17 protein-coding genes are annotated in these 14,238 nt (G+C 47.4%); 16 read left to right on the top strand and 1 reads right to left on the bottom strand.

The features are described 5' to 3' along the window. The first annotated feature begins 308 nt into the window (after window positions 1-308). From NYE36_RS11945 to NYE36_RS11905, 9 genes are all read left to right on the top strand, one after another. Window positions 309-1,580 carry a tetratricopeptide repeat protein gene (locus tag NYE36_RS11945; protein WP_265451383.1) on the top strand — a complete coding sequence of 424 codons (1,272 nt, stop codon included), beginning with the start codon at window positions 309-311 and terminating at the stop codon, window positions 1,578-1,580. 73 nt (window positions 1,581-1,653) lie between these two features. Next, window positions 1,654-2,193, top strand: a complete 540-nt coding sequence (locus NYE36_RS11940; RefSeq protein ID WP_003153482.1) for a ReoY family proteolytic degradation factor — start codon at window positions 1,654-1,656, stop codon at window positions 2,191-2,193. Between the two features lie 54 nt (window positions 2,194-2,247). Continuing rightward, window positions 2,248-2,694, top strand: coding sequence for a YpiF family protein (locus tag NYE36_RS11935; protein ID WP_158185899.1), 447 nt, complete (start codon window positions 2,248-2,250; stop codon window positions 2,692-2,694). Window positions 2,695-2,831: 137 nt separating this feature from the next. Beyond that, window positions 2,832-3,335: a ubiquinol-cytochrome c reductase iron-sulfur subunit gene (locus NYE36_RS11930; RefSeq protein ID WP_003153484.1), complete on the top strand. Its 504-nt coding sequence runs from the start codon at window positions 2,832-2,834 to the stop codon at window positions 3,333-3,335. Window position 3,336: 1 nt separating this feature from the next. After that, the gene (locus NYE36_RS11925) at window positions 3,337-4,011 is read left to right on the top strand and encodes a cytochrome b6 (RefSeq protein WP_003153485.1); all 675 of its coding nucleotides are present in this window, start codon (window positions 3,337-3,339) and stop codon (window positions 4,009-4,011) included. A 31-nt stretch (window positions 4,012-4,042) separates the two neighbouring features. Further along, a complete protein-coding gene (locus NYE36_RS11920) occupies window positions 4,043-4,810 on the top strand; it encodes a menaquinol-cytochrome c reductase cytochrome b/c subunit (protein ID WP_007409471.1) in 768 nt (255 codons plus the stop codon). A gap of 107 nt (window positions 4,811-4,917) precedes the next feature. Next, a complete protein-coding gene (locus NYE36_RS11915) occupies window positions 4,918-5,511 on the top strand; it encodes a DUF1405 domain-containing protein (RefSeq protein ID WP_061582120.1) in 594 nt (197 codons plus the stop codon). Between the two features lie 67 nt (window positions 5,512-5,578). Then, window positions 5,579-6,361, top strand: a complete 783-nt coding sequence (gene ypjB / locus NYE36_RS11910; RefSeq protein WP_007612217.1) for a sporulation protein YpjB — start codon at window positions 5,579-5,581, stop codon at window positions 6,359-6,361. A gap of 29 nt (window positions 6,362-6,390) precedes the next feature. Next, window positions 6,391-7,566, top strand: coding sequence for an oxalate decarboxylase family bicupin (locus tag NYE36_RS11905; RefSeq protein ID WP_020955992.1), 1,176 nt, complete (start codon window positions 6,391-6,393; stop codon window positions 7,564-7,566). Window positions 7,567-7,589: 23 nt separating this feature from the next. Here the strand turns inward: NYE36_RS11905 and NYE36_RS11900 are convergent, their stop codons facing one another. Further along, window positions 7,590-8,462: a YitT family protein gene (locus tag NYE36_RS11900; protein WP_094032287.1), complete on the bottom strand. Its 873-nt coding sequence runs from the start codon at window positions 8,460-8,462 to the stop codon at window positions 7,590-7,592. A gap of 142 nt (window positions 8,463-8,604) precedes the next feature. Here NYE36_RS11900 and NYE36_RS11895 point away from each other — a divergent pair, with 142 nt between their 5' ends. From NYE36_RS11895 to NYE36_RS11865, 7 genes are read left to right on the top strand one after another with little or no spacing between them, the layout of a single operon-like run. Further along, complete coding sequence (locus tag NYE36_RS11895; protein ID WP_003153495.1) at window positions 8,605-8,940, top strand: nucleotide pyrophosphohydrolase; 336 nt, start codon at window positions 8,605-8,607, stop codon at window positions 8,938-8,940. An 8-nt stretch (window positions 8,941-8,948) separates the two neighbouring features. Continuing rightward, window positions 8,949-9,752: a 4-hydroxy-tetrahydrodipicolinate reductase gene (gene dapB, locus NYE36_RS11890; protein WP_003153497.1), complete on the top strand. Its 804-nt coding sequence runs from the start codon at window positions 8,949-8,951 to the stop codon at window positions 9,750-9,752. Window positions 9,753-9,775: 23 nt separating this feature from the next. Next, window positions 9,776-10,189 (top strand): methylglyoxal synthase, encoded by a 414-nt coding sequence (mgsA, locus tag NYE36_RS11885; RefSeq protein WP_064115553.1) that lies wholly within the window; start codon window positions 9,776-9,778, stop codon window positions 10,187-10,189. Next, window positions 10,182-10,895: a bacillithiol biosynthesis deacetylase BshB1 gene (gene bshB1 / locus NYE36_RS11880; protein ID WP_014418244.1), complete on the top strand. Its 714-nt coding sequence runs from the start codon at window positions 10,182-10,184 to the stop codon at window positions 10,893-10,895. The genes mgsA and bshB1 overlap by 8 nt, the downstream gene beginning before the upstream one ends. Next, entirely contained in the window at window positions 10,892-12,025 is a 1,134-nt protein-coding gene (gene bshA, locus NYE36_RS11875) for an N-acetyl-alpha-D-glucosaminyl L-malate synthase BshA (protein ID WP_007612214.1), read from the top strand. The genes bshB1 and bshA overlap by 4 nt, the downstream gene beginning before the upstream one ends. Before the next feature lie 4 nt (window positions 12,026-12,029). Further along, window positions 12,030-13,220 carry a CCA tRNA nucleotidyltransferase gene (locus NYE36_RS11870; RefSeq protein WP_064115552.1) on the top strand — a complete coding sequence of 397 codons (1,191 nt, stop codon included), beginning with the start codon at window positions 12,030-12,032 and terminating at the stop codon, window positions 13,218-13,220. Beyond that, window positions 13,205-14,182, top strand: coding sequence for a bifunctional biotin--[acetyl-CoA-carboxylase] synthetase/biotin operon repressor (locus NYE36_RS11865; protein WP_044802159.1), 978 nt, complete (start codon window positions 13,205-13,207; stop codon window positions 14,180-14,182). Before NYE36_RS11870 ends, NYE36_RS11865 begins: the two co-directional genes overlap by 16 nt. Window positions 14,183-14,238: the final 56 nt, after the last annotated feature.

Raw genomic sequence — 14,238 nt, 5'->3', positions numbered from 1 at the left:
TTCGGGCTTTTTTCTTCATGTGTCATAAAACTTTGGGCTTTGACATAGCTTGTCTTAAACAGAAAAATAAAAGAAAGGGGGAATGCGTTTTCGTTACAGAAACAGCCGGAACAAATTGCGCTGTTTGCGTATAAAGATGCCGTCCCCCTTTTTGCCGTTTTCCTCTTAACCATTTTCTGATAAACTATAATGCCGGGTGAAGCATCTTATTTGCGGGCAGGCCCTGTCTGAATTATGATAAGAATAACCCGAATAAAAACCCTTTTCATTGGTTGATGAGGTATAGGAAAAGAAAGGACCGGTCTGATTTGAATACATTGATTCAAGAAGCCATAAAATTAGTTGAAGCAGGTGAAACCGAAAAGGGACTCAAAGCGCTTTCAAAAGCTGAAACGCAGCTTCATGACGAAGACAAAGCCATTGCAGCCCAGCTCTACTATGAATGGGGAAACGCCGAAAAAGCATTAGCGCTGATCAGTGATCTGCATGACCTTTATCCGGATGAGTCTGAGCTGACGAATTTTTACGCCGAATTGTTAATAGATATTGATGAAGAAGAAAAAGCTCTTGAGGTGCTGGAGACAATTTCTCCGGAAGACCCGTCTTACGCGGAAAGCCTTCTTTTAATGGCTGATCTGTATCAGATGCAGGGCTTATTTGAAGTAAGTGAGCAAAAGCTGTTACAGGCGAAAACGATGTTACAAGATGAACCTGTTATTGATTTCGCTCTGGGGGAATTATACTTCACTCAGGGGTCATACGCAAAAGCCGTTCCTTACTATGAAGAGACGGCAAAAGAACGGCACGAAATCGGCGGCGTAAATGTTCATCAGAGGCTGGCTGAGTCATTGAGCGCGGCGGGTGAATTTGAGGAAGCGATTTCATGGTATGAAAAAGCGGCGGCAGAACATACAGAACCGAATACGATTTTCGGGTACGGGTTCACAGCCTATCAGGCGGGAATGGTCAAAACAGCCATCAAGCAGCTGTCTGATTTAAAAGGGCTTGATCCTTCCTATTCATCGCTTTATATGCCGCTTGCAAAAAGCTATGAGGCAGAAGGCATGTATGAAGATGCATTAAAAACCGCTAAAGAAGGTATTACTTACGATGAATACAATAAAGAGCTTTTTCTCTATGCGGCGAAAATGGCGTTAAAGCTCGGCAACGAAGAGGAAGGCAAAAAGCTTCTTCAGGAAGCGCTGGCGCTCGATCCGGGTTACGTGGAAGCGCTCCATACGCTTTTAGCCGTCTATCATAAAGAAGAAAGCTTTGAAGAGATTATTGATCTGATTAAGGAAGTCCGCGGCTACGGAGAAGAAGATCCGAAATACAATTGGTATTTGGCGGGTGCCTATACAGGCCTTGAGCAATACGCTGAAGCGAAAAAAAGCTTCGAAGCTGCGTATCTCCATTATCAGGATGATCGGGATTTCTTATATGAATACGCTCACTTCTTATTGGAAGAGGGTCTCCAGAAAGAAGCGCTGCCGCTTTTAAAACAAGTGCTTTCAATGGATGGAACAAACGAAGAGCTTGAAGAAACAATCTTACGGATAGAGGATGAATTTTTAAGATAAGCAGGATTTTGGACCATGCTTGCTGAATGTATAAGTGATGTCAGATTATACGATCGATAGAGGAGGGAATTACATGCAGACCCCTGTTTCTGTCAATGAAAAAAAGGATTTTATCCGTTGGTTTTTAAATCATTATCAGCTTAAACGCCGGGAGTGCGTCTGGATTTTAAATTATTTAATGAGTCATGATTCATTAATGGAAAAAGTCCATTTTGTAGAACAAGCCGAATTTTGCCCGAGAGGCATTATCATGTCTACTCATTGCGTTGATGAGGTGCCGTTTAGGTTTTATAAAGAAAATGTCATGACTACGGACGCGGAAAAATCTTTTCACGACATCCGGTTAAATAAACAGCAGGATTTATTTATCCAGCTGAATTTCCGTTCGGCCTACAGCTCACCGGAATATGCCGCTGTTCTTGAATCAAATCCGCATCTGCCGAAAGACCTGTTTGAAAATAAACAGGATCAGGGGATGGCCGAAAAAATATTAGAACATGCCATTTCCACTTTCCAGCGGGAAAAGCTGCTTAAAGATATCGACGAGGCGCTGGACCGCCACGACAAAGAAACATTTGAAAAGCTTTCCCGCCAATTGAATCAGCTCACATAAATGACAGCCTTGCAGAATATGCAAGGCTTGTTGCGTAAAGAGGAGGAACGAGACATGAGATGGAGGGCCGCTGATGCCGATGCCTATATACAATCTGCGGATTACATTGATACCGCTGTCATTCCGTTAATTTCCATAACGTCTTCAGGAGGCTTAAAAGAGGCCGTTGAACAGGGGGAAAGCACTCAATTGCTTTCTGAAGAGCTTGAGCGCCAATTGAAGGGACGGGTATATTTATTCCCCTCTTATACATATGTTGATATAGACCAATCACAAATCGCCCTGCTTCAAAAACTCAAAGAAGAGGTGATGACCAACTTCCGGCACGCCTTGTTTCTGACGGCAGACGAAAAATGGAAGGATTCTGAAATAGGGTCTGATGTCATATACATACCTGCCGTTCCGTTTGAACATATGAAAGACTCTTTAAAGAGAAAAATTGCGGATGACAAGTGCGGAGAAATTTTGAACGTTTTGTTACAGAAGTGGAACAATTCTTAAAAACACCAGGCATCCCGCAAAACACCCGTTTTGCCTCTGTTGACCTTGCTGAAAGATTCATATATTATGAGGGTGTCAAATCTCAGAATTATTTTCTATTTTAGTTAATTTTTGGTCAATCTTTAGGGGGGGAAGAGATGGGCGGAAAACAAGATATATCAAGAAGACAATTTTTAAACTATGCGCTCACCGGCGTGGGGGGATTTATGGCCGCCAGTGCGCTTATGCCCATGGTCCGTTTTGCGCTGGACCCGGTATTAAAACCGACGGGAGATCAAAAAATGGTGCAGGTTGTCAGTGTGGATGAGCTGACGAAGGAGCCGAAGCGGTTTGACTTTAAAATTCATCAAGTCGACGCCTGGTACGAATCGGAAGAATCCAGGTCAGCCTGGGTTTACAAGCATGGGGATGAAATTATAGCGCTTTCTCCGATCTGTAAGCATTTGGGCTGCACCGTAAACTGGAACAATGATCCTAAAAATCCGAACAAGTTCTTTTGTCCCTGCCATTACGGGCTGTATGAAAAAGACGGCACGAACGTTCCGGGCACGCCGCCGCTCGCGCCTCTTGACCGTTATGAGCAAAAAGTAAAGGACGGCTTTTTGTATCTTGGAAAAGCAAAGCCTAGGGGGGAAGGGTGACATGCTGAACAAAATTTATGACTGGGTGGATGAACGTCTCGATATTACGCCGATGTGGCGGGATATCGCCGACCATGAAGTGCCGGAACATGTAAATCCCGCTCACCATTTCTCGGCTTTTGTCTATTGTTTCGGCGGTTTGACGTTTTTTGTAACCGTTATCCAAGTGCTGTCCGGGATGTTTTTAACGATGTATTATGTGCCGGATATAAAAAACGCGTGGGAATCTGTGTATTATTTGCAGAATGAAGTCGCTTTCGGGCAGATTGTAAGGGGTATGCACCATTGGGGCGCAAGTTTAGTCATCGTGATGATGTTTTTACATACGCTGCGGGTTTTCTTTCAGGGAGCTTATAAAAAGCCTCGGGAATTGAACTGGATCGTCGGTGTTCTGATCTTTTTTGTGATGCTCGGTCTCGGTTTTACAGGGTATCTGCTTCCATGGGATATGAAGGCGCTGTTTGCGACAAAGGTAGGTCTTCAGATTGCGGAGGCGACGCCATTGATCGGAGCGCAGGTGAAAACTCTTCTTGCCGGCCACCACGATATTGTCGGCGCCCAAACGCTGACGAGATTTTTTGCGATTCACGTATTTTTTCTCCCTGCCGCTTTGTTTGCGCTCATGGGCGCCCACTTTGTCATGATCCGCAAGCAGGGAATTTCAGGACCGCTTTAATACAAATCTGATATAAAAGGGAGGGGATGACATGCACCGGGGGAAAGGAATGAAGTTTGTAGGAGATTCAAGGATACCGGCTGAAAAAAAACCGAATATACCGAAAGACTATTCAGAGTATCCTGGAAAGACAGAGGCGTTTTGGCCGAACTTCCTGCTGAAAGAATGGATGGTCGGGGCCGTTTTCCTCGTCGGATTTCTCGTTTTAACGATTGTGCACGAGCCGCCTTTGGAACGGGTGGCGGACCCGACGGATACAGGGTATATTCCGCTGCCGGATTGGTATTTTCTATTTTTATACCAGCTATTAAAATATGAATATGCCGCAGGGAGCTACACCGTTATCGGCGCGATGATTATACCGGGTCTTGCCTTCGGGTCGCTGCTTTTGGCTCCGTTTCTCGACAGGGGGTCTGAAAGAAGGCCGTGGAAGCGTCCGGTTGCGGTCGGCATGATGCTTTTGGCGCTTTGCGCTACGGTCTTTTTAACGTGGCAGTCAGTCGCGACGCATGACTGGGCGAAGGCGGAGGAGCAAGGGAAAATCAAAAAAGAAGCCGCCATTGATACTGAATCAGACGGTTATAAGGTATTTAAAGAACAAGGCTGTATTTCTTGTCACGGGGATAATCTTCAAGGCGGAAGCGCCGGTCCGTCCCTGGTCGATAACGGGCTGAGCCCGGAAGAAATTAAAAAAATCGCCGTCAAAGGGAAAGGGCAGATGCCAGCCGGTATTTTTAAAGGGAATGACAAACAGCTTGATCAGCTGGCGAAGTTCATTTCTGAAACGACAGCGAAATAACGTATTGTGAAGTAGACAATAGCAGGATATACTTTTATGAAAAGAGCTGACCGGATGTCAGCTTTTTTTGCATGATACATACTTTTTACGGACTGAGAGTTGATGGTATGAGGTGGATTTCTTATCTTTTAGGGTTGCGCGGCATGCTTCTGCTTGTTCTTGCCGTTAATTTTATCGGTACGGTGTACGGCTATTATTGGTATGTGCCTCAGCTTGCGGACACGCCGTTCCGATTTCTGATATTTGTGCCTGACAGCCCGACGGCGACGTTTTTCTTCCTGTTCGTGCTTCTGGCATTTCTCATGGGAAGAAACGCGCCGCTGTTTGAAGCGCTGGCTCTTGTAACCCTTGTAAAATACGGGCTGTGGGCGGTCGGAATGAATGTCTTTGTGCTGGTCAAAATGGGGCAGATGCCTTTGGAAGGGTACATGCTGATTGCTTCACATTTTGCCATGGCCGTTCAAGGCGTTTTATACAGCCCGTATTTTCGGTTCCGGTTATGGCATCTTGCCGTTGCCGCTGTTTGGACGCTTCATAATGATGTCATTGATTATCTTTTCGGCATGATGCCCCGCTACTCAATGCTCAATGACTATATGCAAGTGATCGGCTATGCTACATTCTGGCTGAGCATATTTTCACTCGGCCTTGCATACTATTTGGTGATTTCCAAAAGACGGATAAAGCTTGACTTACACTGATAGAATCTTGGTCTAACCTTGTCCCGCTCCTCATATTCTGTAAAGAGAAGGAGTGGGAGGGACCTCTATGAAACGAAAGCTGACGATCTGTCTTTTACTTGCTCTTATGTGTTTCATCACAACTGCCAAAGCTGAAGATGAGGGCGGTCTCAAGGAACTGAACGACCTTTCGGATACCGTTTTCCAAATGACGCGGCATTCGCAGTATGATGAGGCTCTGCAAGTGCTTGGCTACTTTAAGAAAAAAATGACACACGTAAACTCACTGAGCGGCGCCGAAGTCAGGCAGGTGACTCTGGGTTTCAATGATTTAGTGCGCGTTCTGAAACAGGCAGACGCCTCAGATACCGAAAAAATCCGGGCAGCCGCCCAGTTCAGGTTGGTAATGGATGCGATGGAAGACCACTCCGATCCGCTGTGGGGTTCGCTTGAAAGACCGATTATGGCGACATTCAGCGCCTTAAAAGAAGATGTCAGCGGAAACGGAAGTGAAAATTTCAATGAAAAGTGGAATGAATTTATATCATTATATGATTTAATTTATCCCAGCCTGACAATGGATGTGTCGGCCGGCCAGCTTGATACGGTGGCGAAACATATCGAGGTGATTGAGCAGGACGGGTTTCAGCAGATGACAAAAGGAACAAAGCTTGAGCGTCTGACGCTCCTGCAGCAGGATTTAAAGCGGGTTTTTGACAAGGTGGAGCGGGATGACGCTGACCCTTCGCTGCTCTGGGTCATTCTGACAACAGGCGGTATCATTATTACTGCGCTGACATATGTCGGCTACCGAAAATACAGAGCGGAAAAAAAGAAAGAGAAAAAGCGTGAGTATCCTAAGTCTAAATAAACACAAATTGCTGTAAAGGAGCTAAGCCAGTGAAAAAACTCATCCAGCAATTGGCTTCAAAACACCTCCCGCAGCCGATCAGAGGCAGAAAAGGGGCGACTGACGAAGGACCGCGAAACCTCGCGCGTGACTTCCAGAATCCTGACATGCTCGTTCCGCCTTCAACGGATGCAGGAACGGTTCAAAACTTAAAATTCTCATTTTCTGATACGCATATGAGGCTTGAAGACGGCGGATGGTCCAGAGAGGTGACGGTCAGGGAACTGCCGGTATCCAAAAACATCGCGGCGGTGAACATGAGACTGAAGCCGGGAGCTGTGCGGGAGCTTCATTGGCATAAAGAAGCCGAATGGGGATATGTGATTAACGGAGGAGTCCGTTTAACTGCGGTCGATCAAAATGGGCGGAATTTTATTGACAACGTAAGTGAAGGGGACCTGTGGTATTTTCCTTCCGGCATTCCTCATTCCATTCAAGGATTAGAGCAGGGCAGTGAGTTTTTGCTCGTCTTTGATGACGGCTCTTTTTCAGAAAACAGCACCTTTTCAGTAACGGACTGGTTTGCCCATACCCCGCGCAGCGTGCTGGAGGCGAACTTCGGTGTTCCCGGATATGACTTGGCCTACATTCACAAGAAAGAGCGTTACATGTTCCAGCTGGAACCGCCTCCCCCGATTGAAAAGGCAGCAGTTTCTTCCCCGGAAGGCACCGTTTTGGAGCCGTTCAGCTACAAGCTTTCCCGGCAGGAGCCCCTTGTTACCAGCGGGGGAAGAGTAAAGATTGTCGATTCAAAAACGTTTAAGGTGTCAAAAACGATTGCCGCAGCTCTCGTGGAAGTCGAACCCGGAGGCATGAGAGAATTGCATTGGCATCCGAATACGGACGAGTGGCAGTATTATCTTTCAGGAGAAGCGAAAATGACGGTGTTTGCTGCGGAGGGAAGAGCGCGGACATTTAACTATCAAGCAGGTGACGTAGGATATGTTCCTTTTGCAATGGGACATTATGTTCAGAATACCGGTGACACCGTGCTTCGCTTTCTGGAAATCTTCAAAAGCGACCGTTTTGAAGATGTCTCTTTAAACCAATGGCTGGCACTGACGCCGCAGCGCTTCGTCGAGCAGACGCTCAATGTCAGTCCGGCATTCGCCCGCCGATTGAAGAAGAAAAAATCACCGGTTGTCAAATGGAAACACAAACAGTAAAGGCGGCAAAAGCCGCCTTTTTATTATCGTCTGATCGGATTTTTATTTTCATCAAGCGTAAATCCTTCGCCGAGCACATCATGGACGTCGCTTACTGCAACAAAGGCGTGCGGGTCAACGGAAGTGATGACGCTTTTCAAAAGCACAATTTCGTTTTTCGGAACGACGCAGTAAAGAACGTCCCTGTCTTCTTTTGTATATGATCCCTGTCCTTTTAAAACAGTGACGCCGCGCTCCATCTCTTCAATGATTTTTTGCTGGATCAAATCGTTTTTCGAAGAAATAATCGTTGCCCCTTTTGCCGCATAGCCGCCTTCCTGGATAAAATCAATCAATCTCGCAGCGACAAAAACGGCTACAAGCGTGTACATCGCTTCCTTGTAAGAAAGATACGTAAACAAAGAAAGCAGAATGACACAGGCGTCAAAGGCAAACATCGTCCGGCCCATCGGAATTCTGAAAAATTTGTTGATCAGCCTGGCGATGATATCGACCCCGCCCGTCGTGCCGCCGTATTTAAAAATAATGCCGAGACCCGCGCCGATAAATACACCGGCGAATAAGGCGGCCAGCGCTAAATCATGCGACAGCGGCATATGAATTTCGTAACGCTGAAAAACACTCAGAAAAACAGAAAGAGAGACGGTGCCGATCAGGGTATAGACAAACATCGTCCGGCCGAGCATACGCCAGCCGATGAAAAAGATAGGAATGTTCAATACCAGGTTGGAAATAGAAGGGCTGATGTGGAATAACGCATATAAAAGCAGCGTAATGCCGGTAAATCCGCCTTCCGCCAAATTGTTCTGCATATTAAAGTGAACCAGTCCGAATGAAAAAACAGCGGCGCCGATTAAAATAAAGCAAATGTTTTTGATTCTGATTTCTCCAAGCATTGCATCAAACCCCTTTTCCTTCCATAGGATTGCGTAAATATTATAGTGGATACAAAAGAAAACAGCAAACTGCCGTTTTTAACATTTGTCAAATGTACTTGAATTAGCTAACATGGAAGAGATGACAGGAGGTATTCGCACAGTGAGTGACAAAACGATGAAAGACTTACAAGCTGAGGTCGATGAATATATCGGCCAATTCAAAGAAGGCTATTTCAGCCCGCTTGCCATGATGGCCCGTCTCACGGAAGAACTGGGCGAACTTGCAAGAGAAGTCAACCATTATTATGGGGAAAAGCCGAAGAAAACGACGGAAAATGAGAAAAGCATGGAAGAGGAAATGGGCGATGTGCTGTTCGTCCTGATCTGCCTCGCCAACTCCCTTGATATTTCATTGGAGGAAGCTCATAACCGCGTCATGCATAAATTTAATACACGTGATAAAGACCGCTGGACTAGAAAAGAAGAAGGAAAGTAGGAGAAACCATGTCAAATGAAACCATTAAAGTCGTCATCGCCGGACCGAGAGGCAGAATGGGCCAGGAGGCCGTAAAACTTGCCGTCCGCACGCCTCATTTTGAGCTTGTCGGCGCCATTGACCATACATACGATCAGCAAACATTGCGGGAAGTGATGTCAGCTGATTCAGACGCTCTTATTTATACGGATATCCGCGCATGTTTCCAAGAAACAAAACCGGATGTGCTGATCGATTTGACAACGCCTGAAATCGGCAAAAAACATACGAAAGCCGCTCTTGAACACGGCGTCCGCCCCGTTGTGGGAACGACCGGATTTTCTGAAGCGGATTTAGAGGAGCTTCAAGCCTTGACTGAAGAAAAAGGAATCGGCGCCATCATCGCTCCGAACTTTGCATTGGGCGCGGTGCTGATGATGAAGTTCTCACAAATGGCCGCCAACTATTTTGAAGATGTAGAAATCATTGAGCTTCATCATGATCAAAAGCTGGATGCCCCGAGCGGAACGGCGCTGAAAACAGCGGAAATGATCTCAAGCGTCCGTACAGAAAAGCAGCAGGGCCATCCTGATGAAAAAGAAATTCTGCCGGGCGCCCGCGGTGCTGAATTAAACGGCATCCGCCTTCACAGCGTGCGTCTGCCGGGCCTTATCGCCCACCAGGAAGTCATGTTCGGCATGGACGGCCAGACGCTGAAACTGCGCCATGACTCCTATAACCGGGCTTCCTTTATGTCAGGAGTGAAGCTGTCAGTGGAGCAAGTGATGAAAATCGACCAGCTTGTATACGGACTCGAAAATATTATCGACTGAATCGGCAAGGGGGAGAACATCAAATGAAAATCGCTTTGATTGCTCACGATAAGAAAAAGCAGGATATGGTTCAGTTTACGACCGCATATAAAGATATACTGAGCCATCATGAGTTATACGCGACAGGTACGACAGGCCTGAAAATCCAGGAATCGACCGGATTGTCCGTTGAACGTTTTCAATCCGGCCCGCTCGGCGGAGATCAGCAAATCGGCGCATTGATTGCGGCAAATGCCCTGGATCTTGTCATTTTTCTGCGCGATCCGTTAACTGCGCAGCCTCACGAACCGGATGTCTCGGCGTTGATCCGGCTGTGTGACGTATACGCGATCCCGCTCGCCACAAATATGGGAACAGCGGAAATCCTCGTCCGGACGCTGGACGGCGGGGCATTTGATTTCCGCAATCTTGTGCGCGGAGGAGAGCCGAATGTCTGAACACGTTGATATTCTGGCGTTCGGCGCCCATAGTGATGATGTCGAGATCGGTATGGGCGGCACGATCGCAAAATTTACGGCTCAAGGAAAAACCGCGGTGATATGCGATTTGACCGAGGCCGAACTATCATCCAACGGAACGGTAGGGATAAGAAAAGAAGAAGCGGCAAAGGCGGCCCGGATTCTCGGCGTAAAAGAGAGAATCCAGCTTACGCTTCCCGACCGCGGGCTTTTGAAAAGTGAGGACGGCATCCGCCGGATTGTCAGTGTCATCAGAGCCTGCCGGCCGAAAACCGTTTTCATGCCTTATCCGAAAGACCGCCATCCTGACCACGGCAATGCGGCGGCTTTGGTCGAAGAAGCGGTGTTCTCGGCGGGAATTCATAAATACAGAGATCACCAGGAACTGCCGGCTCATAAGGCACAGCGCGTATACTATTATATGATCAACGGGTTTCACCGTCCGGACTTTGTAATCGACATAACGGAAACCATCGATCTGAAAAAAGAAAGCCTGCACGCCTATCAAAGCCAGTTTATTCCTACGGCGCAGTCAGTGAACACACCGCTGACCAACGGTTATATCGAAATGGTGGAAGCGCGGGAAAGACTGTATGGCAAAGAAGCCGGGACGGGGTATGCCGAAGGCTTCTTTTCAAAACAGCTTCCCGTTTTGAATGATGATGTTTTTGGGGGCGGACAATGAGACCATTAAAAATAGGGATTACATGCTACCCGAGTGTCGGAGGCTCGGGTATTATTGCGACGGAACTCGGCAAGCTGCTTGCGGAAAAAGGGCACCAGGTTCATTTCATCACATCAAGCATCCCGTTCAGATTAAATACATATCATCCGAATATTCATTTTCATGAGGTGGAAGTCAACCAATACGCGGTATTTAAATATCCGCCTTATGACCTTACGCTGGCGAGCAAAATCGCCGAGGTTGCCGCGAGGGAAAATCTTGATATCATTCACGCGCACTATGCGCTGCCGCATGCGGTATGCGCTTATCTCGCCAAACAGATGCTCAAGCGTGACATCGGCATCGTGACGACGCTTCACGGTACGGACATCACCGTTTTAGGATATGATCCGTCATTAAAAGATTTAATCCGTTTTGCCATCGAAGCGTCCGACAGAGTGACGGCGGTATCAACCGCGCTTGCCGGAGAAACATATGACTTAATCAAGCCGGATAAAAAAATTGAGACCATCTACAACTTTATTGATGAACGTGTTTATCTTAAGAAAAATACAGAGAGTATAAAAGAGAAACATGGCATTTTGCCGGATGAAAAGGTCGTCATCCATGTTTCGAACTTCAGAAAAGTAAAACGTGTTAAAGATGTCATCCGCGTTTTCCGTAATATCGCAGCCAAAACAAAGGCGAAGCTCCTGCTTGTCGGCGACGGACCGGAAAAGTGCGTCGCTTGGCAGCTTGTCGAAAAATACGGACTGCAGGATCAAGTGCTGCTCCTCGGAAATCAGGACAGGGTGGAAGAGCTGTATTCCATCAGTGACCTTAAGCTCCTTCTTTCTGAAAAAGAAAGTTTCGGACTCGTACTTCTGGAGGCGATGGCCTGCGGCGTGCCGTGCATCGGAACAAATATCGGCGGAATACCGGAAGTGATTAAAGATCAAGTAAGCGGTTTTCTGGTGGAAGTCGGCGATATTCAGGCGGCATCTGAAAAAGCGCTTGCCGTTTTAGAAGATAAACAGCTCAGCAAACGATTGACTGATCATGCGCTGAAAATGGCGGAGACCGCCTTTTCTTCGCAAAGAATCGTCAGTCAGTATGAACGGATTTATGACGAATTGGCAGGACCGGAGTGATCTTATGGAACAGGAATTTGTCAAAGCCCTCCCCATCCTTCATCATCTGATGAAGGCGGGCCATCAGGCGTACTTTGTCGGGGGAGCCGTCAGAGACAGCTATATGAAACGAAAAATAGGTGATGTGGACATCGCAACCAGCGCTTCGCCGAATGAGGTGGAGCGTCTCTTTAAGCGGACTGTCGATGTAGGAAAAGAGCACGGCACCGTCATCGTCCTGTGGGAAGATGAAACCTATGAAGTCACCACTTTTCGTGCCGAATCAGAATATAAGGATTACCGGCGCCCTGAAGCTGTGCGGTTCATTACTTCTTTATCAGAAGACTTAAAGCGGAGAGACTTAACGATTAATGCGATGGCGATGTCTGCCAAAGGAGAGCTGCTTGATTATTTCGGAGGCGCACATGATATCGGACAAAAGCTGATCCGTACGGTGGGTAATCCTGAAGACCGTTTTCGGGAAGACGCTCTGCGGATGATGAGAGCCGTCCGCTTTATGAGTCAGCTCGGCTTTCTGTTAGAAAAAGAAACAAGAGAGGCCGTCATAAAAGACAGGGAGCTTTTGGCACATGTATCAGTAGAACGAAAGACCGTCGAGTTTGAAAAGCTGCTGCAGGGCGCTTTCTCACAGGATGCAATTCAAACGATGGTGCAGACAGGTCTGATACAAGAGCTGCCCGGCCTTTCCGGTTATGAGCAGCAAATGCTGGAAGCAAGCGGATTTCCGTTTTCTTCTTTAGATGCACGCGAAGAACGCTGGGCAGCGCTGTTATTGTTTCTCGGTCTTTGTCCGAAAAGCGCCGAGGCGTTTTTAAAACAATGGAAACTGCCGGGAAAAGTCATAAAAAAAGCGGTGCAGATTATAAGCGTTTATCCGGCGCAGCTGGAAGCAGAAGCGATGTACCGGGCGGGAGAGGCGCTGTTTGCAGCCGTTAAAATCGGGATGCTGAAAAAGCATAAGACGATTGATGAACAAAAGCTGAAAGAGGTTCAGAGCCTGTATGAGCAGCTGCCGATCAAAAGCCTTCGAGACCTCGACATCTCAGGCGCTGATCTGATGGAGCTCAGAAACCGCCGCGCGGGTAAATGGGTGGCCGAAGAACTTCGCCGGATTGAAGAAGCGGTATTGGCAGGGAAGCTCCCTAACCGAAAACATGACATAAAGGAGTGGCTCGCATCATGGGATCAACATTAAGAACCCGATTAATTGATTTATTTTCTGAGGCGGGTGACGGCTTTATCTCCGGGCAGAAAATAAGTGACGCGCTCGGCTGCTCGAGAACCGCCGTTTGGAAACATATAGAGGAGCTCCGCAAAGAGGGCTATGAGGTTGAGGCGGTCAGGCGAAAAGGGTACAGGCTCATTAAAAAACCGGGGAAACTCAGTGAGTCCGAAATCCGTTTCGGGCTGAAAACAGAGGTTTTGGGCAAACAGCTTCATTACCGGGACGTCCTGCCGTCCACCCAAAAAACCGCTCATGAACTTGCCAATGACGGCGCGCCGGAAGGGACGCTCGTAGTCGCCGATAAACAAACGGCAGGCAGAGGAAGAATGGCCAGAGTATGGCATTCACAGGAGGGAAACGGGATTTGGATGAGCCTCATTCTGAGACCCGACGTTCCTTTGCAAAAAACGCCGCAGCTCACCCTGCTATCCGCCGTTGCGGTCGTACAGGCCATCGAGGCTTTTACAGGTGTACAGCCCGCCATTAAATGGCCGAATGATTTAATGATTCACGGCAAAAAAGCCGTCGGGATTTTAACTGAGCTGCAGGCAGAAGAAGACCGTGTCCGTTCGGTTATTCTCGGGATCGGCATCAACGTGAACCAGCAGGAAACCGATTTTCCCGGCGAGCTTCAGGACATTGCGACAAGCCTCAGCATGGAAGCTGGCGAAAAAATTGACAGAGCGGGTCTGATACAAGAGATTCTGCTGACTTTTGAAAAACGCTATCAGGATTACTTGAACCACGGCTTTACACCGATCAAGCTGCTATGGGAAAGCTATGCGGTCGGACTGGGGAACGAGCTCAGAGCGAGAACGCTGCAAGGGACGTTTTACGGGAAATCGCTCGGCATTGATGATGAGGGAGTTCTTCTCTTGGAAACGAAAGACGGCATAAAGAAGATCTATTCTGCCGATATTGAGCTCAATTAATCTTAGTTGGTACAAGCCTCGTGAATTTGGTATACTTCCTATGGGCAGTATCATAA

It is taken from the genome of Bacillus sp. FSL R5-0593, assembly GCF_038603755.1.
Classification (GTDB): Bacteria; Bacillota; Bacilli; order Bacillales; family Bacillaceae; genus Bacillus; species Bacillus velezensis.
This window is presented reverse-complemented; position numbering and strand designations above follow the sequence as displayed.